Source organism: Campylobacter sp. P0103, assembly GCF_002139545.1.
Lineage (GTDB): Bacteria > Campylobacterota > Campylobacteria > Campylobacterales > Campylobacteraceae > Campylobacter > Campylobacter devanensis.
In genome coordinates, this window is sequence record NZ_MJKG01000007.1 from 47349 (window position 1) to 64982 (window position 17634).

A 17634-nucleotide genomic window follows, 5' to 3' on the forward strand; every position below is an offset into this window, starting at 1 on the left:
ACTCTTGCTTGGCTAATACCAAGCAAGTAATAAACTAAGCCTATGCCGCTATGATAATATGGCTAGCTTTGATAAATAGCTCAACTTCATCACCGACATTGATTCTCATATCTTGAGCCGATTCGTTAGTGATGATAGCGTGTATTGTCTGATTATCGCCTATATTTACGGCGATTTTGGCATTTACTGCACCTATTGTAGCTTTAGTTACTTTGCCTTTTAGCTTATTTGATGCAGAAATTTTAAGCTCATTATCATCGCTTTTAGCTAAAATTACGCTTGAAGCTTTAAAGATAAATATCACCTCTTTGCCAACTTCTAAGTTTAACTCTTTTTGGCTATCTATTGTGATTATGGATTTTAGCAATGTTCCATCGCTTAATTTAGCTGTGATTTGCGCATTTACTGCGCCGATATTTATATCTGTGATTGTAGCTTGAAGTTGATTTTTAGCGCTTAACTTCATATTGTTCCTTTTTAGATTATTTATGGCGTGAATATCTGGATTGCTACAGATTTCATCTAATAAATTATTTTGAATTTTTAAAATCGCCTCATACACATCTATAATATCTTTTGCATATGCACTAAGCTCGCTACCACTATTTTTTCTCTTGCCATTTACCCTAGCAATTAATGGCTCTTTGGCTTTGGAGTTAAGTAGATCTAGGCAGTCCCAAGCATTTTTATACGAGATATCAACTGCATTTGCTGCTCTAGTGATGCTTTTGGTCTCATCTAGAGCCTTTAGAAGTTTGATATGCTTTGGCAAAAGAACCACTTCATCATCTAAAAATAGCTCAAGATTTATCCTAGCTTTCATAAAAACCTCTTTTAAATTTATTTGTCTTTGGCGTATTATAATATTTTATTATTAAAATTGGGTTTATATTTGAAAACAATAAAAATAAAATATACTAAATATAGTAAATTTTATAATTCATACTAACTTAAGTTTGAACTGATATAATATTGCCTTTTTAATTTATGAGGTAATATTATGGCTAGGATTTTTTTGGCTAGTTTTATATTTTTAATTAGCTGTTTTGCTGATGATATTGATTCATTTGAAGATGAGTATGCTACTAGCAGTTTTGATCCGCTTAGTGGATATAATAGGGTTATGACCGAGTTTAATCATGTTGTATATCAAAATATCTTGATACCAACATTTCAAGGCTATGATTATATAATGCCAGATCCGGCTCAAGATGCTATAAGTAATTTTTTTGATAATATTATATATCCAATTCGTTTAGTTAATAATCTTTTACAATTTAAATTTGCAGCAGCAGGAGAGGAGACGCTAAGATTTATTGCTAATACTATAATTGGTTTTGGCGGGATTAGCGATGTAGCAACTAATGTTTATGGACTTAAAAGACACGATGAGGATTTTGGTCAAACACTTGGATATTGGGGAATTGGTAGCGGTTTTCCTATAGTATTGCCAGTTTTAGGACAGACAAATTTGCGTGATTTAATAGGTATGAGTGGGGACTTTTTCATTAATCCATTGAGTTATACCAATGAGATATTTACTGATGATAGTCATAAATATTTTCATCTAAATTTAGCTGTTAAATCATGGCAGCTAATTAACGATGGTTCTAAAGATCCAGAACTATATAATAAGCTTACTAGTGGTGCAATCGACTTATATACATTTATAAAAGATGGCTATGAACAACGCAGAAATGCATTGATTCAAGAGTAGAATTAAAAAAATTAGGATGGCAATGTGAAAAAAGTTTTATTTTTATTATTTTTAATTTGTGGTGTAACTTTTGGAATTGAGTTTAAAAAAATTGATGATACGCTAAAGAGTGATTTTAAAAAAGCAATAGAGATAATGAATGATAAATCTATAGTAAAAGAGCAAAAGCCTTTAGAGCTTTTTAAGCTTTTTGATGGATATTTTGACTACTCACTGATGGCTAGACTCTCTCTTTCTAAGCAATATAGTATGTTAAATCCTACACAGCAAGATGAGTTTGAAAAACAATTTGTAGCAAATTTAAAGGCATCTTTTACGCAAAAGCTTGGATATTATAGCGATCAAGAGATTGAGTTTGTAAAAGGCGAAATGGGAAACAAAAATCGATACAATGTCTATGCTGTAATAAAAAATAAAAGCGAAAATTATCCATTAATTTTTAAATTTCACCCAGCAAATAAGAGTGATTATCTAATCTATGATATTGATATTTTAGGCGTGAGTTTAGTTCAAAGCTATAGAAGTCAGTTTAATGATTTAAGTAAAAATGCAGGCTTTGATGAGATTATAAAGCGTCTTCAAAATGCAACAGCTGATCATAATGCCACTGTTAAATGAAAAAAATATTTAAGCTAATTGTCGCATTTCCTAAGGCTGTTTTAGCGTTTAGTTTGCTTATTTGCCTTGGAATTGGAGTCTTTTCTTATAAGCTTGAGATTGATGCTTCTACTCAGACTTTATTACTTGAAAATGATAAGGATTTAGCTATTTGGCGTGATATTACTAAACGCTATGATAGTAAGAATTTTTTAGTTATTGCTTATACACCAAATTTAGGACTTTTAAACCAAAATAGTCTAGATAAAATCGCAGCAATCTCAAGAGAGCTTGAGAATTTAAAAAGTGTCGATTCAGTTTTTTCAATCTTAAAAGCCCCACTTTTAACTAATAATCCCAATTTAAGCATTAGTGAATTAATAGAGGATGTGCCGAATTTAAGCAAAACTGGCATCGATATGGCCAGGGCCAAAGATGAGTTAATGAATAGCTTATTATATAAAAACTCATTAGTTAGTAGTGATTTTAAAACCACAGCTATTGTAGTAAATTTAAAAGATGATGAGACTTATGCTAGATTTTTAGAACAAAGAGCAAATCTAAAAGAGTTTGGCCAAAAATTAGCAAATTTAGAAATTGAATTTAAAAAATATAGAGATGCTCAGCGTATTGTTGAACATGAAAATATTACTAAAATTAGGGAGATTATAGAGAGCTATAAGGGAGATGAGCGGCTATTTTTAGGCGGCATTAGTATGATTGCTGATGATATGATAAGCTTTGTTAAAAATGACTTAGCAGTTTATGGAAGTAGTGTTTTAGTGCTTCTTGGGTTTTGTTTATGGTTATTTTTTAGACAAGTTAGATTTGTGGTTTTACCAGTGATTGTCTGTTTTTTAAGTGTAATTTTAGCAAGTGGACTATTTGGGCTTTTAGGTTATGAGATTACAGTAATTAGCTCTAATTATATAGCCCTTCAGCTAATCATTACAATTTCAGTGGTAATTCACTTAATCGTAGCATATCGTGAGCTATATTTAAAACATAAAATTTATACAAATGCGCAGTTAGTTTATCTTACTTTGCGTTCTAAATTTACACCTTGCTTTTTTGCAATTTTTACTACAGTAATTGGATTTTTATCACTTTGCCTAAGCGATATTAAACCAATTATTATGCTTGGGGCGATGATGAGTGTGAGTATCTCTATATCGCTTTTGGTTGCCTTTTTTATTTTTGGTAGTTTGCTTATGATGCTTAAGAAAAAAGAGCCCAAAATGAGCTTTGAAAATCACTTTAAATTCACACAGTGGTGTGCTAAATTTGCCATAAATCAACCAAAAATAATATATATAATTAGTTTGTTTATAGTAGTTATTGGTATTTATGGTATTAGTCAGCTTAGGGTTGAAAATAGTTTTATAGGATACTTTAAATCAAATACTGAAATTTACCAAGGTATGAAGGTGATCGATCAAGAGCTAGGCGGAACGATTCCTTTGGATGTGATTATTAAATTTAAACCAATTGAGCAAAATAGTGATGATGAACTAGGCGAATTTGAAGATGAATTTGGCGGTAGTCAAGAGGAGCAATACTGGTTTAATACTTATAGGCTTGATATTATTAAAAGAGTTAATAAATTTATTGCTGAGCGTGAGTTTGTTGGAAATGTTAGCTCGCTTGCTACTTTACTTGAAGTAGGAAAAAGTATAAATAATGGTAAGGAGCTTGATCCGCTTGCACTCTCGCTAATCTATACAAATTTACCTAATGAGTATAAGCAGCTAATCTTAACACCATATATAAATATAGAAAATAATGAGGCAAGATTTAGTATTAGAACTATCGATAGTGATCCAAATTTACGCCGTGATGAGTTTGTCAAATCACTCAAGGCTGATTTACAAAAACTATTAAAAGATGAACCAGTAGAGATTCAAGTAGCTGGCGTAATGGTATTATATAATAATATGCTTCAAGCTCTCTTTAGTTCACAGGCTGATACATTTATATTTGTAGTTTTGGCACTATTTTTGGTTTTTGTAGTAATTTTTAGAAGTATTAAGCTATCACTAATTGGAATTATTGCAAATCTTGTTCCTTTGTGTGCTGTATTTGGCATAATGGGGATTGTAGGAATCCCGCTTGATATTATGAGTATTACAATTGCTGCTATTAGTCTTGGAATTGGGGTTGATGATATAATTCATTATATTCATAGATTTAAAAATGAAAATCGTACGCATACTATCTCTAGTGCAGTAAAGCGTTCACACGCAAGTATTGGTTATGCTATGTATTATACCTCTTTTGCAATATTTTTAGGCTTTAGCGTGATGAGTCTTAGTAATTTTTGGCCGACTATTTACTTTGGAATTTTGACAGATTTGGTTATGTTTATGATGCTTCTTGGGGCGTTAATTTTGCTTCCTGCGATGATCTCTTCATTTTATAAAAAGCAATTATAGAGCCTAAGATGGCTCTATAATTTAGCGATTTAAAAGAGTATTTATAAATTCAACTTCATTTAAATTATTTTTAGAGATAAACTCTTTAATGCTGGTATCTTCAAATTCAATATTTTTACTATTTAAGTATTTTTTAACCGCAGTTTTATCGCTATTTAAAGCCATCATCGCACTACTTAAATTTGCACTCATAAAGCTAGAGTATAGCTCTTTTTGTGGTAGTTTTGACTTGTTTGAATTTGGAGCAAAAACCACAAATATTATAGCAGCTATTATGGTAGCACTTATAAAGCCAAGTTTTTTGCCAGTAAAATATTTCTTAAATGGCGCAAGATTAGCAAATATATGAAGCACACATGCAAGTACCATTACTATGCCGATATATTCGTGGGCTATCTTGATACCATAGTTTTTAAGATCAAAAAACATAAAAACACCAGTAACACCAACAATGGCAAATGTAGCGATAGTCGCTGTAGTAGCTATTGGTTTGGAGACTTTCATTATCTATCCTTTGAGTTAAATTTGGCAAAATTATTTCAAGAATATGTTAAAAATATGTGAATTAACAAAATAAAGTTATTTTACAAAAGATATATTTGTTATAGCAATTTTATTAGATAAATTTAGAGTTATTATTGTCGTATTTTATAATAACAAAGGAGTGAATTTATCTTAAAACATGTAAAAATGAGTACGCTTTACTAACTCCGTCAGTATGCAAGGCGTACCACAAGGCTCGTTTTTCTTGTTCAATGCTATTGACCGCACCGCTAAAAACTACATCACACTGTACGATATGAATGTTGATATTTGTGCTATCAATGAGTGGATCAGCTATTAGATCAGTTTTAATTTTAGTTAGCAATGCTAATTCATCAAAGAAGTGACATGCGTTTGGCGTTTTGAAATTTATATATGTTTTAATATGATTTATACCCATTGTATCACGAGCTAAATTGATCAGTTCTATTTTATCATCCATTGTAGCAACCTCTCCAATTAGCAATACTTCGCCCCATTGAGAGACTATATCTAGATGAAAATTGCTTAAATTTGCACTAGCTAGGATTTTGGCTTGAAGTTTTTTTTGTATTACATTATCTTTTATTATTGTGTAGATTCCTCGTTCATCTTTATTGATAGTATAAGCATCATATATTGAAGTTAAATTAAATAGTGGCGATTTAAAAGTGCAGCCACTTAGAATAATGCTAGCAAAAATCATATAAAATATAAATTTCATTGGATAATTTTATCTAAATTTCAACAAAATATCTCTTAAAAACTTTTAAAAATATATATTTAGCTTGAATTTATTAAAATTTCGATAAAATCTAGTCTTGCATTATGTAAATTTAGTGATGCCAAAGGTTAGGTATATGCGATACGGCAAAGTTTTTCTTGCTTCTGGACTATTGAGAAGAGCTATAATTATTTTAGCGATATTTCTTGCTATGAGTGGTTTTAGCTTGCATTTTATATTTACTAATGATAATATAAGCAATGTCGTATATTTAGGCTTTTCAACGCTTGCGATTATGCTTTTAGTGCTACTTTTGGAGATATTTTTATTTATTAAAAATAATCTTATTATACCAATTGCTAATACTAAAATGTTTATTGATAAGCTGGCTCGCAAAGAGATTATCGATCCAGTTTCAAATTTTGATTTTTATCATATAAATAAAAATATTTATGATTTATTTACATCGTGGGTATGCTCACAAAATAGCCTAAAATACTATATGGAATATTATAGTTTATTATTTGATAGAAGTGATATAAAGATTTTATTTATCGATGCTAAAGATGGCTCTATAATGGATGCTAGCCGTTGTGCGGTGGAGTTTTATGGCTACTCTAAGGGCGAGCTATTAACAATGAGTATATTTGATATTCGTGTAAATGATGGAGCAAAAACTAACTATCATAAGCATAAATTAGCTAGTGGTGAGATTAAATTTGTTGAGGTGATTAGCACTCCAGTAAGCTTATATTTTAATGATTCATATTTTATGATTATTTTAGATGCTTCAAAAGCACAAGAAAAAATAGAGAGTCTAAATAGTGAGATTGAAATGATTGAGCATAATCCTGCAATTGTTATTAAATTTATCTATGATGAGAGCTGGATGAGCACTCAGCTTAGTTCAAATGCAAATTTATTAATTCCAAATGATGTTAAACAAATTGATATAAAAACTTTATGTCATAGTGATGATATCACTCCATTAAGCTTAGAGTTAGAAAGAAAGATAAAATTAGAAAATAGCATATATGATATGAAAAAAGAGCTTGATAGAGCTTATAGATTTAGGTTAAATAGTGGCGAATATGGGTGGTTTAGACTTTTTGTTTCAAGTATGAAAAATAAAGATAACAAAACAGAAGTTACTATGTTTTTAGTTGATAGCACTGAACAAGAGATTTTAAAAGAGATTTTATCTAGTAAATTAAAACGCTATGAAAGTAGAATTTTAAGCAGTAACTTGTTAGGCTTTGAGTATTTCGCTCAAAGTGGTATTTTTAAATTTAGTATTGATTTTGTTGAGTTTTTAGGATATAAAAATAGTATTGATATGGGAGTTAGCTCTATTGAGGATATATATAAAATTGTTTATAGAGATGATATTGATATTTTAATTGATGAGTTAGATAGGTATATAGATGGCAGTTCACGGTTAATTGAGTGTGATATAAGGCTAATTAAAAAAGATGGAAGTCGAATTTATGTTCGAATTAAAGCCAAAGCCCTAGATACACTAAATGACTCTGATGAGATTATTGGTACTGCTACAGATATTAGCGATCATCATAATTTTGTAGTTCAAAACGCTATATCTAAGGCGATTATGCTTAGTTCTATTAATGGAATATTAATTTGTGATGCAACTGGAAATATATTAGATGTCAATGAAAGCTTTACAAAAATTACTGGATATAGCAAAAAAGAAGTTATTGGTAAAAAACCGCAAATCCTGCATTCAGGTAAACATGATAATGTATTTTATGCTAAAATGTGGTCTGATATTAAGCATTTTGGTAGTTGGAGTGGAAGAATCTATAATAAAAATCGTTCCGGTGAAATTTATCAAGAGCATCTAGTAATCACAGCTATTAAAGATGAACATGAGATAATTCAGCGATATGTGGCACAATTTTATAAAATAATGGAGTAAGGAGAGAATTTGAATTTGGATACACAAAAGATCTATGAACACGATATCCCAGATGGGTCAAAGCTATATTTTGGCGCTAGCGCTAAGCTTAAAAGAGAGATTGAAGCTAAAGCAGCTGAAATTTTAGAAAAGAATGAATTTAGTGAGATTATCACTCCATATTTTAGCCATCATCAGCGTCAAAGCGTAAAGCCTGAGAATTTAATTCGTTTTGGTGATAAGCAAAATTTAGAGATTGCTCTTCGTAGCGATAGCACAATAGATGTAGTTAGAATTACTACAAAAAGATTAAAAGATAGTGATACTAAAAGGTGGTTTTACATTCAGCCGGTATTTAAACATCCAACTAGTGAAATTTATCAAATCGGTGCTGAGATTTTAGGCGATAGCAGTATTATGCCGTGCATAGATATAGTTAGTGAGATTTTTAGAGAATTTGGTATTAGTGCGCATTTGCAAATTAGCAATATTCAAATTCCAAAAATTATTTGCCAGCTACTAAATTTACCAATTAGCGTATTTGAAAATGGTAGATTAGAAGTAATTTTGGGACTAAATTTACCATGGTTAAACCGCCTAGCAAATATAAAAAGCGATGCTGATATAGATGCGGTTATTGCCATTGCGCCAAGTGAGCTAAAAGAGCCATTAAACTCGATAAAAGGATTAGCTAGTAACTATGATAAACGAATATATGCACCGCTATATTATTCTAAAATGAGATATTATGATAAGCTATTTTTTAGGTTTTTATGCGATAATAGCATTTTAAGTAGTGGTGGAAGCTATGAAATTGATGGAAACATCTCAGCTGGGTTTGCTATATTTAGCGATGCTGTGATAGAGAATTTAAGAAGTAAATAAAGGATTGATATGACAAAAGCGGATTTAATTGTTGGAATTCAGTGGGGTGATGAAGGTAAAGGTAAAATCGTAGATATGCTCTCGCAAAATTATGATTTAGTATGTAGAAGTGGTGGCGGACATAATGCTGGTCATACTATATGGGTAGATGGCGTAAAATATGCGCTTCATTTAGTTCCAAGCGGTATTTTACACCCAAATATTATAAATATAATTGGCAATGGCGTAGTGGTAAATCCTGAGGTTTTAATCAAAGAAATGTCACAATTTAAGAATCTAGAAGGAAGATTTTACATTAGTGATAGAGCTCATCTAAATTTAGCCTACCACTCGCTAATTGACCAAGCCAGAGAGAGATTAAAAGGCGATAAGGCTATAGGTACAACTGGTAAAGGTATTGGCCCAGCATATGCTGATAAGATTAGTCGCACAGGTCATAGGGTTGGCGAGCTTTTAAATCCTGAGCTATTAAGTACAAATTTAATGAATGATTTTGAAACTAACAGGATTTATTTAGATGCTCTTGGTGTGCAAATTCCTAGCAAAGATGAGATCTATAAAGAACTTAAAGGTTTTAAAGAGGCTTTAGCGCCTTATATTGCTGATACTACTCAAATTTTATGGAGAGCAATGAGTGAGAATAAAAAAATTCTCCTTGAAGGCGCTCAAGGAACGCTTCTAGATATCGATCACGGAACATATCCATATGTAACTAGCTCAAATACTATTGCAGCTGGAGCTTGTACTGGGCTTGGACTTAGTCCAAAAAGTATTGGCGATGTGATTGGAATTTTAAAAGCTTATACAACTAGAGTTGGCAATGGAGCATTCCCAACAGAAGATCACGGCGTAGATGGACAAACTATGTGCGAAGTGGGTAAAGAGTACGGCACAACTACCGGTAGAAGACGCAGATGTGGATGGTTAGATGCTGTAGCTGTTAGATATGCCTCAATGCTAAATGGCGTTGATAGCTATGCACTAATGAAGCTTGATGTGCTAGATGGATTTAAAACCATTAAAATTTGTAAAGCTTATGAATATCAAGGAGAGATAATTGATTATATGCCTGCAAATTTAGATGAGGTTACGCCTATTTATGAAGAGCTTGAGGGTTGGGATAGCATTAGTGGAATTAAGCATTATGATGACTTGCCACTAAATGCTAAGAGATATATTAATCGTATTGAGGAGTTAACTGGAGTTAGAGTCAGTATCATCTCAACAAGTCCTGAAAGGAGTGATACAATACTAAGATGAGTAATCAATTTACCCAAATAGTCAAAGTCAAAGAAGAGGAGTTAAATAAACTTGAAATGAGCCTAGCACGAGCCAAGGCTACATTTCGTGAGCTTACTCGCTCTATAGATGCAATCAATGCCGAGCTTAATATGGGCAAATTTCCCAAAAGAGGCTCATCAATGAAAATTCAAGCCACAATCGAGCAGCAAAAGCTTTTAAGAATGCAAAAAGATAAGATTAAAGAGAAGATTTTGCTTACTCAAAAAGAGATTGTGCATTTTGAATTTCAGTATAAAAAGGCCTATATTGAACTTGAAAAATTTAAATATATGGAGAAAGAAGAGACTCAAAAAGAGTTAAAAAATCTTAGAAAAAAAGAGGCTAAAAATCTAGATGATATGGGAACTATGAGACACTCATTTTTAAATAAGGATAGGTATTGAAATTTATATATTTTATTATATTTTTGGCTAGTTTGTTGTATGCTACAAGTGAGAATAATGATGAGATTTTAGCCGATAGAGAGGCAAAGATTGCTAAAAATTTAGAATTAATAGATAGCTCGCGCCAAGAGCTAGAGGCTTATAGAGCTGCAACAAATACGCTATTTAATCAACGTGAAGAACAGATTTTAGCTAAAGAAATAGATTTAAATAAAACCTTAGCGCAGATTTCTCAAAAAGAAGAAAATATTAAAAAAATGCTTGATAAAAATGAGAAAATTTTATCTGAGATCAAGAGTATTACAAATGATAAGATTCTAGCCGTTTATGCTAAGATGAAAGACGGAGCTGCAGCCACCATAATTGCTCAGCTTCCACGTGATGAGGCAGCAAAGGTTTTGCATGCGCTAGATCCAAAGAAGATATCGACAATATTTGCTAAGATGGATCCGCAAATAGCAGCTGAACTTACGCAAATTTTGAAAAATGATGAGCTTTTTAAGGATTTAAATTCAACTAAATAAATTTAATTTATCTTGCTATTTTTAGCTGATTTTATATATTTTTTTGATAAAATTAGTCAAAAATTTATAAAGGTCATTTAAATGCGTATTAAACTTCCACATGCTCCATATATAGCAAGAAAGATTACAACTGATCTCTTAGGCTCTGGTTTTGTTAAATTCAAAAGCGGTACAGAGCCTATAACCGCCGTTGCTCGAGAGATTCTTTGTGTTGATATAAATAAAGAAAGAGCCTTAGAAGAGCGTGTAAAAGAGCTTTTGGAACAAAATGAGAATGAGATCGATTTTATGCAAATTGATCGCAAGAATATGTTTTGGTTGATTAAGAAAAAATTAGCCAAAGAGTTTGGAGTAATGCTCTCATATGATGACCGTTATAGTAGTCTATCGCATGAGATTTTACAAAGATTATGGAGAGAAAATTTAATCGATTATAGCGTTTCAGAAAATAGGGTTAAAAATTTGATCTATGGCGCAATAGAGAGCTATTTAAAACAGTATGAAGCTATCGAAGATAGCGTAGCAGATAGATTAGAAAACTATAAGAAAAAGCTAATACCAGGCACTGAGGAGTATGATTTGATATTTGAAAGACTCTATGAAGAAGAGCTTAGCAAAAAAGGAATGATATAATGAAGGCATATATTTATTTAGAAAATGGTGTTTATTTAGAAGCTAAGGCTTTTGGTAAGGGTGGGAGTGCTTTTGGCGAGCTTGTGTTTAATACATCTTTGACTGGCTATGAAGAGATTATTACAGATCCTAGTTATGCTGGACAGTTTATTGTATTTACTATGCCTGAAATTGGGATTGTAGGTATAAATGATGATGATACAGAAAGTAGCAAAATTCACGCAAGTGGCGTATTTATGCGTAATTTTAATGCTAATCCAAGTAATTTTAGATCAACACAAAATATTGAAAAGTTTTTTTATGACCAAGGCAAATTTGGCGTGTATGATATAGATACAAGATATTTAACTAAGATGTTAAGGGATAGTGGAAATTTAAGAGTATATGTCTCAACTGAGATTAGTGATAAAGATGAGCTTAAAAAAGCTTTAGAAAGTAGTGCTAGAATCGATGAGATAAATTACGTAAGTATCGTAAGCACAAAAGAGCCATATATTCACACTGCTTCAAGATGGGAGCATAAAAACCAAGCTTATGGTAGTGTAAATTCAATTGGTAAAAGAGTTGCCGTTATTGATTATGGTGTTAAAAGAAATATATTAAATGAGCTTTGTAGTGTTGGTCTTGAACTTGAAGTATATCCGCACGATGTACAAGGTGAAGTTTTAATTGACAAATTTAATAAAGGTCAAATTCATGGAGTATTTCTAAGTAATGGTCCTGGTGAGCCTAGAATGCTAGTTAATGAGATTGCTCAGATTAAAAAACTAATAGCAGCTAATATTCCGATGTTTGGTATCTGTCTTGGTCATCAGTTGCTTTCAAATGCTTATGGTTATGAGACTTATAAACTTAAATTTGGTCAGCATGGAGCCAATCATCCAGTTCAAAATTTAGAGACAAAAAGTATAGAGATTACAGCGCAAAATCATAACTATAATGTTCCAGAGAATATCTGCGAAGTAGCTACAATTACCCATAGAAATCTTTTTGATAATACTATTGAAGGGGTATGTTATAATAGTGGAAAAGTATTTTCAGTTCAGCATCACCCAGAAGCAAGCAGTGGCCCAAATGAGAGCAAATATATATTTAAGAAATTTATAGAAATTCTATAATGGAGCTTACTACCATACTTGCTACTATTACACTTGCGGTTGGTTTTAGCCTTTCGCACTGCATTGGTATGTGTGGCGGGTTTGTGGTAGCTTGTGCTGTAAAGCTTAGTCAAAAAGATAGAACAACTAGACTAATTTTATCTTTAGGTTATCATCTTAGTAGGGTTTTAGCTTATGTAATTTTGGGTCTTTTGTTTGGACTTTTTGGTTCAGCAGTTATCTTTAGCGGTGTTAGCAAGGGTTTACTTATATTTTTTGCTGGAGTAGTTTTAATTATTTTGGCTTTTGGCATTTTTAAAAGAGGTAAACTCCTTTCTTGTATTGAAAATCAAAAATTAAGCTCATTGATTATACCGCTACTTGGTAAATTTAGACAAAAAAATAGTACTATCTCATTTTTAATCTTAGGATTTTTAAATGGACTTTTACCTTGTGGGGTCGTATATTATTTTTTAGCTATGTCTTTTGGAAGTGGGTCTTTGGTAAATGGGGCGATTATTATGGCTATTTTTGGTCTTAGCACAATTCCGGTAATGATGGGATCGGGATGGATTTTGTCAACTTTGAGTAATAAATTTAAAAATTATATAAATTTAGCTTCATTTTTGATTATGCTTGGGTATGGAATTTATCTTTTATATTTAGGATTCATGGTGTTAAAATGAAATTACAACAATATCAAAGAGCCATTGATGAGAGTAATATCGTATCAAAAACTGATATAAATGGGATTATAACTTTTGTTAATGATGAGTTTTGTAAAATTAGTGGCTATTTAAGAGATGAATTAATCGGACAATCGCATAATATCGTTCATCATCCAGATGTGCCAACTGAATATTTTAAACGTCTTTGGGAGACGATTTTAAATAAAAAAATTTACAAAGGATTGATTAAAAATAGAACCAAAGATGGCAAAGCTGTTTATCTAAATACTACGATTATCCCGATTTTAGATGATAATAATGAAATTGAGGAATTTGTGGCGATTCGTTATGATATTACTGAGATGATTGAGTTAAATGAAAGGCTTATGAGGGCGCAAAATGATTTGCGTAAGACTAAAAAATTAGTTGAACTAAATAGAGAACTAGAAGAGCGTGTAGCAATTGAGGTGGCTAAAAATGAAGAACAAAGTAAGTTAATGTTTCAGCAAAGCCGCCTAGCTAATATGGGTGAAATGCTGGCTAATATTTCACATCAGTGGCGTCAACCTTTAAATGAGTTAAGTATAAATTTATATAAACTCAAACAAAGCACTAAAGAACCAAGCTCACAATTTATTGAGATTTATGAGCATTCAAAGGCTGTGATTAAAGGAATGAGTAGTATTATTGATAACTTTAGAAATTTTTTTACTAATAATGGTGATGATGAAAGATTTTCTCTTAAAGATGCTGCTCAAGATGCGATTTTAATGCTAGAGAATACTTTTAAAAATGCATCTATAAAACTCGAGATAGATATAGATGATAACATCTATATAGTAGGGCGTCAAAATGAGATGGCTCAGATATTTATAAATCTATTTTCAAATTCAAAAGATGCTTTTTTTCAGCATAATATAAAAGATAAGAGAGTAAATGTAAGAGCATATATTCAAAATGATACAAATAAACAGATCAAATATGCTATAATCACGATTTCTGATAATGCTGGTGGGATAGAAGATAGTGTGAGTGATAAGTTATTTGATCCATATTTTACTACCAAGCATCCAAATGTAGGAACAGGTTTGGGGTTATATATTGTTAGGAGAATTGTGAGCAAATTACAAGGTCAAATTAGTGTAAGCAACCTTGAAAATGGCGCTTGCTTTGAAATTAAAATACCATTAAATGGAGATAATGATGAATGATATACTAAAAAACCTAACTGTTTTGTTTGTAGAAGATGAGGAGAAAATAAGAACTTCAATAGCTAATATCATGGAGGATGTTTTTAAAAAGGTAATTGTAGCTGGAAATGGCGATGAAGGGCTAAAAAAATTTAAAAAATACAACCCAGATTTAGTACTTACAGATATAGTAATGCCTATAATGGATGGTCTAGAGATGGCTAAAGAGATTAAGTGCATATCTAGATTTACACCTGTTATGGTGCTAAGTGCCTTTAGCCAAAAGGAGAGATTGCTAAGTGCGATTGATGTAGGAATTGATAAATATTTAATTAAACCAATTGATATCGAAGAGTTATTTGATGCTACTTGTAAGCTTGCTAAAGAGAAAATTGGCGTAGCATCTGAGATAGAGATTGGAAATGGATTTAAATTTAATAAAACCAAAAGAGTTCTAATAAATAGTGCTGGTGAGGAGATTGGGCTGACTAAAAAAGAGCTAGCATTTGTAGCGATTTTAGCTCAAAGGATTGATACATTAGTCTTACACGAAGAGATCAAACAAAGCGTCTGGACAGGAGAGAAGGTAAGTGATGCAGCTATTAGAACCTTTATAAAAAGAATTCGTGATAAAGTTGGAGCGAATTTAATTAAGAATATCCCAGGTCTTGGCTATAAAATCACTACCAAAGATGAGTAACTTTGTAAAACTATCTAAAATTTTAAAATTATCGGAGTTGCTTTAAAGTATGGTAACTCCATACTTTTATACTCTCTTTAAAATCTTTTAAATTAATTTTTGATATTTTTTCATTATTTTAAGTTAATTTATATTTTATTTACCATATAATTAAAAGTATTTTTTTCAAAAAGATAACAAACTTTACAGGAGGACTTTTAATGCAGCCAAGTAATGCATTGAACTACGACTATACAGTCGCTAAGTACTTCATGTTTACCACTATTATCTTTGGTATAGTTGGTATGGGTATCGGTACTTTGATAGCTTTTCAAATGGCTTACCCAGACCTTAACTATCTAGCTGGTGAATATGGAACATTTAGCCGTCTTAGACCACTTCACACAAACGGTGTGATTTACGGATTTATGTTGTCAGGTATTTTTGCTACCTGGTATTATATTGGACAAAGAGTGCTTAAAGTATCTATGAGCGAATCTAAATTTCTAATGTTCATAGGTAAGCTTCACTTCTGGCTATATGTATTGGTTATAGCTTTAGCTGTTGTAACTCTTTTTGCTGGTGTTTCTACATCTAAAGAGTACGCAGAGCTTGAGTGGCCAATTGATATTATAGTTGTTGTTGTGTGGGTTTTATGGGGGATTTCTATATTTGGGCTTATTGGAATTCGCCGTGAAAAAACTCTATATATCTCTTTATGGTATTACATTGCTACATTCCTTGGCGTAGCTATGCTATATCTATTTAACAATATGGAAGTTCCTACTCGTCTAGTATCTGGTATGGGTAGTTGGATACACTCTGTATCTATGTATGCAGGTACAAATGATGCGCTAGTTCAATGGTGGTTTGGACACAATGCGGTTGCGTTTGTATTTACCGTGGCGATAATTGCTCAAATTTATTACTTCTTACCAAAAGAGAGTGGTCAGCCAATCTTTTCATATAAGTTATCTCTATTCTCATTTTGGGGTTTAATGTTTGTATATCTTTGGGCTGGTGGTCACCACCTTATTTACTCGACTGTTCCAGATTGGATGCAGACTATGGGATCTATATTCTCTATTGTTCTTATCCTACCTAGTTGGGGTTCTGCTATCAATATGCTTTTAACAATGAAAGGCGAATGGGGACAATTAAGAGATAATCCACTAATTAAATTTATGGTTTTAGCCTCTACATTCTATATGTTCTCTACTTTAGAAGGACCAATTCTTTCAATAAAATCAGTAAATGCTCTAGCGCACTTTACAGATTGGATTCCTGGACACGTTCATGATGGTACTTTAGGCTGGGTTGGATTTATGACTATGGCTGCACTATACCATATGACTCCACGGGTCTTTAAGCGTGAATTATATAGCAAATCTCTAATGGAAGCGCAATTTTGGATCCAAACTACAGGTATCGTACTATACTTTGCATCTATGTGGATCGCTGGTATCACACAAGGTATGATGTGGAGAGCTACAGATGAATATGGTAACCTTGCTTATTCATTTATAGATACAGTTACTGTTCTTATCCCATATTATTGGATTAGAGCTATTGGTGGTTTATTATATCTAATCGGTTTCTTTATGTTTGCTTACAATATTATGAAATCTATCTCATCAAGTAAGCCTATAGATCGTGAGCCAGTAAGTGCTTCACCAATGGCTGCGTAAGGAGGGATGTATGTTTAGTTGGTTAGAGAAAAATCCATTCTTTTTTGCGGTATTTGTGTTTATCTTTATAGCATATGCTGGTATTGTTGAAATTTTGCCAGATTTTGCTGATCGTGCTAGACCTGTAGAGCACAAAAAACCATATACAGTATTACAATTAGCTGGTCGCCATGTATATATATCTGATAGCTGTAATGCGTGTCACTCTCAGCTAATTCGACCATTTAAATCTGAAACAGATAGATATGGTATGTATTCAGTAAGTGGCGAATTTGCTTATGATAGACCATTTTTATGGGGATCAAAAAGAACTGGTCCAGATCTAGCTAGAATTGGTAATTATAGAAGTGTTGACTGGCATGAAAATCATATGAAAGATCCAGTAAGCGTAGTTCCAGGATCTATTATGCCTGCTTATGCTCATATGTTTAATAAAAATGCAGACATAGAGACTGCTTATGCTGAAGCTGTTACAGTTAAAAAAGTATTTAATGTTCCTTATGATGTAGAAGGAATGCCAAAGCTAGGTAGCTGGGAAGAGGCTCAAGCAGAGGTAAGAGCAGAAGCGGAGGCTATCGTAAGCCAGATGAAAGATCAAGATGTAAAAGATGCATTTGCTAGAGGCGAAATCCGCCAAATAGTTGCATTGATTGCATATCTAAATAGCTTAAAATAAGG

The 17634-nt window shown here is 32.1% G+C and carries 18 protein-coding genes; 15 read left to right on the top strand and 3 right to left on the bottom strand.

What is annotated here, in order from left to right; genetic code table 11:
* Positions 1 to 40: 40 nt before the first annotated feature.
* A complete protein-coding gene (locus CIGNP103_RS07280; protein ID WP_086235560.1) occupies positions 41 to 823 on the bottom strand; it encodes a TOBE domain-containing protein in 783 nt (260 codons plus the stop codon).
* Positions 824 to 1000: 177 nt separating this feature from the next.
* On the opposite strand from CIGNP103_RS07280, the gene CIGNP103_RS07285 reads away from it, so the two are divergent.
* Genes CIGNP103_RS07285 through CIGNP103_RS07295 form a run of 3 tightly spaced genes read left to right on the top strand, consistent with a single transcriptional unit; the run spans position 1001 to position 4746 of the window.
* Positions 1001 to 1717, top strand: coding sequence for an MlaA family lipoprotein (locus tag CIGNP103_RS07285; protein ID WP_086241722.1), 717 nt, complete (start codon positions 1001 to 1003; stop codon positions 1715 to 1717).
* Between the two features lie 24 nt (positions 1718 to 1741).
* Complete coding sequence (locus CIGNP103_RS07290) at positions 1742 to 2335, top strand: MlaC/ttg2D family ABC transporter substrate-binding protein (protein WP_086225488.1); 594 nt, start codon at positions 1742 to 1744, stop codon at positions 2333 to 2335.
* On the top strand, positions 2332 to 4746 hold the full coding sequence (locus CIGNP103_RS07295; RefSeq protein ID WP_086268855.1) for an efflux RND transporter permease subunit: 2415 nt from the start codon (positions 2332 to 2334) through the stop codon (positions 4744 to 4746). The genes CIGNP103_RS07290 and CIGNP103_RS07295 overlap by 4 nt, the downstream gene beginning before the upstream one ends.
* A gap of 21 nt (positions 4747 to 4767) precedes the next feature.
* Here CIGNP103_RS07295 and CIGNP103_RS07300 read toward each other — a convergent pair whose 3' ends face one another.
* Together CIGNP103_RS07300 and CIGNP103_RS07305 are read right to left on the bottom strand one after the other, a co-directional pair.
* Positions 4768 to 5250 carry a DUF4405 domain-containing protein gene (locus CIGNP103_RS07300; protein ID WP_086225486.1) on the bottom strand — a complete coding sequence of 161 codons (483 nt, stop codon included), beginning with the start codon at positions 5248 to 5250 and terminating at the stop codon, positions 4768 to 4770.
* 166 nt (positions 5251 to 5416) lie between these two features.
* A complete protein-coding gene (locus tag CIGNP103_RS07305; RefSeq protein WP_086228770.1) occupies positions 5417 to 5992 on the bottom strand; it encodes a BON domain-containing protein in 576 nt (191 codons plus the stop codon).
* 136 nt (positions 5993 to 6128) lie between these two features.
* Here CIGNP103_RS07305 and CIGNP103_RS07310 point away from each other — a divergent pair, with 136 nt between their 5' ends.
* The 12 genes from CIGNP103_RS07310 (at position 6129) to ccoO (ending at position 17632) form a co-directional block, all read left to right on the top strand.
* On the top strand, positions 6129 to 7928 hold the full coding sequence (locus tag CIGNP103_RS07310) for a PAS domain-containing protein (protein WP_180380233.1): 1800 nt from the start codon (positions 6129 to 6131) through the stop codon (positions 7926 to 7928).
* Positions 7929 to 7943: 15 nt separating this feature from the next.
* Entirely contained in the window at positions 7944 to 8792 is an 849-nt protein-coding gene (locus CIGNP103_RS07315; protein WP_434780852.1) for an ATP phosphoribosyltransferase regulatory subunit, read from the top strand.
* A 9-nt stretch (positions 8793 to 8801) separates the two neighbouring features.
* Complete coding sequence (locus CIGNP103_RS07320; protein ID WP_086268856.1) at positions 8802 to 10052, top strand: adenylosuccinate synthase; 1251 nt, start codon at positions 8802 to 8804, stop codon at positions 10050 to 10052.
* Entirely contained in the window at positions 10049 to 10477 is a 429-nt protein-coding gene (locus CIGNP103_RS07325; protein ID WP_086227315.1) for a flagellar FliJ family protein, read from the top strand. Before CIGNP103_RS07320 ends, CIGNP103_RS07325 begins: the two co-directional genes overlap by 4 nt.
* Entirely contained in the window at positions 10474 to 11001 is a 528-nt protein-coding gene (locus CIGNP103_RS07330; protein ID WP_086241717.1) for a MotE family protein, read from the top strand. The genes CIGNP103_RS07325 and CIGNP103_RS07330 overlap by 4 nt, the downstream gene beginning before the upstream one ends.
* Positions 11002 to 11082: 81 nt before the next feature.
* Complete coding sequence (locus tag CIGNP103_RS07335) at positions 11083 to 11634, top strand: DUF507 family protein (protein WP_086241716.1); 552 nt, start codon at positions 11083 to 11085, stop codon at positions 11632 to 11634.
* Positions 11634 to 12752, top strand: coding sequence for a glutamine-hydrolyzing carbamoyl-phosphate synthase small subunit (carA, locus tag CIGNP103_RS07340; RefSeq protein ID WP_086241715.1), 1119 nt, complete (start codon positions 11634 to 11636; stop codon positions 12750 to 12752). Before CIGNP103_RS07335 ends, carA begins: the two co-directional genes overlap by 1 nt.
* Positions 12752 to 13417, top strand: a complete 666-nt coding sequence (locus tag CIGNP103_RS07345) for a sulfite exporter TauE/SafE family protein (RefSeq protein ID WP_086241714.1) — start codon at positions 12752 to 12754, stop codon at positions 13415 to 13417. The genes carA and CIGNP103_RS07345 overlap by 1 nt, the downstream gene beginning before the upstream one ends.
* Positions 13414 to 14610: a PAS domain-containing sensor histidine kinase gene (locus CIGNP103_RS07350; protein ID WP_236847428.1), complete on the top strand. Its 1197-nt coding sequence runs from the start codon at positions 13414 to 13416 to the stop codon at positions 14608 to 14610. Before CIGNP103_RS07345 ends, CIGNP103_RS07350 begins: the two co-directional genes overlap by 4 nt.
* Positions 14603 to 15289, top strand: a complete 687-nt coding sequence (locus tag CIGNP103_RS07355) for a response regulator transcription factor (RefSeq protein WP_086239137.1) — start codon at positions 14603 to 14605, stop codon at positions 15287 to 15289. The genes CIGNP103_RS07350 and CIGNP103_RS07355 overlap by 8 nt, the downstream gene beginning before the upstream one ends.
* Positions 15290 to 15489: 200 nt before the next feature.
* Positions 15490 to 16956, top strand: coding sequence for a cytochrome-c oxidase, cbb3-type subunit I (ccoN, locus tag CIGNP103_RS07360; RefSeq protein ID WP_086225474.1), 1467 nt, complete (start codon positions 15490 to 15492; stop codon positions 16954 to 16956).
* 10 nt (positions 16957 to 16966) lie between these two features.
* Positions 16967 to 17632: a cytochrome-c oxidase, cbb3-type subunit II gene (ccoO, locus tag CIGNP103_RS07365; protein ID WP_086235015.1), complete on the top strand. Its 666-nt coding sequence runs from the start codon at positions 16967 to 16969 to the stop codon at positions 17630 to 17632.
* Positions 17633 to 17634: the final 2 nt, after the last annotated feature.

Excerpts from the sequence above, each read along its gene's own strand:
- CIGNP103_RS07280 (WP_086235560.1), bottom strand. The coding sequence starts at position 823 with ATGAAAGCTAGGATAAATCTTGAGCTATTTTTAGATGATGAAGTGGTT.
- CIGNP103_RS07285 (WP_086241722.1), top strand. The coding sequence starts at position 1,001 with ATGGCTAGGATTTTTTTGGCTAGTTTTATATTTTTAATTAGCTGTTTT.
- CIGNP103_RS07295 (WP_086268855.1), top strand. The coding sequence starts at position 2,332 with ATGAAAAAAATATTTAAGCTAATTGTCGCATTTCCTAAGGCTGTTTTA.
- CIGNP103_RS07300 (WP_086225486.1), bottom strand. The coding sequence starts at position 5,250 with ATGAAAGTCTCCAAACCAATAGCTACTACAGCGACTATCGCTACATTT.
- CIGNP103_RS07305 (WP_086228770.1), bottom strand. The coding sequence starts at position 5,992 with ATGAAATTTATATTTTATATGATTTTTGCTAGCATTATTCTAAGTGGC.
- CIGNP103_RS07310 (WP_180380233.1), top strand. The coding sequence starts at position 6,129 with ATGCGATACGGCAAAGTTTTTCTTGCTTCTGGACTATTGAGAAGAGCT.
- CIGNP103_RS07320 (WP_086268856.1), top strand. The coding sequence starts at position 8,802 with ATGACAAAAGCGGATTTAATTGTTGGAATTCAGTGGGGTGATGAAGGT.
- CIGNP103_RS07325 (WP_086227315.1), top strand. The coding sequence starts at position 10,049 with ATGAGTAATCAATTTACCCAAATAGTCAAAGTCAAAGAAGAGGAGTTA.
- CIGNP103_RS07335 (WP_086241716.1), top strand. The coding sequence starts at position 11,083 with ATGCGTATTAAACTTCCACATGCTCCATATATAGCAAGAAAGATTACA.
- carA (WP_086241715.1), top strand. The coding sequence starts at position 11,634 with ATGAAGGCATATATTTATTTAGAAAATGGTGTTTATTTAGAAGCTAAG.
- CIGNP103_RS07345 (WP_086241714.1), top strand. The coding sequence starts at position 12,752 with ATGGAGCTTACTACCATACTTGCTACTATTACACTTGCGGTTGGTTTT.
- CIGNP103_RS07350 (WP_236847428.1), top strand. The coding sequence starts at position 13,414 with ATGAAATTACAACAATATCAAAGAGCCATTGATGAGAGTAATATCGTA.
- CIGNP103_RS07355 (WP_086239137.1), top strand. The coding sequence starts at position 14,603 with ATGAATGATATACTAAAAAACCTAACTGTTTTGTTTGTAGAAGATGAG.
- ccoN (WP_086225474.1), top strand. The coding sequence starts at position 15,490 with ATGCAGCCAAGTAATGCATTGAACTACGACTATACAGTCGCTAAGTAC.
- ccoO (WP_086235015.1), top strand. The coding sequence starts at position 16,967 with ATGTTTAGTTGGTTAGAGAAAAATCCATTCTTTTTTGCGGTATTTGTG.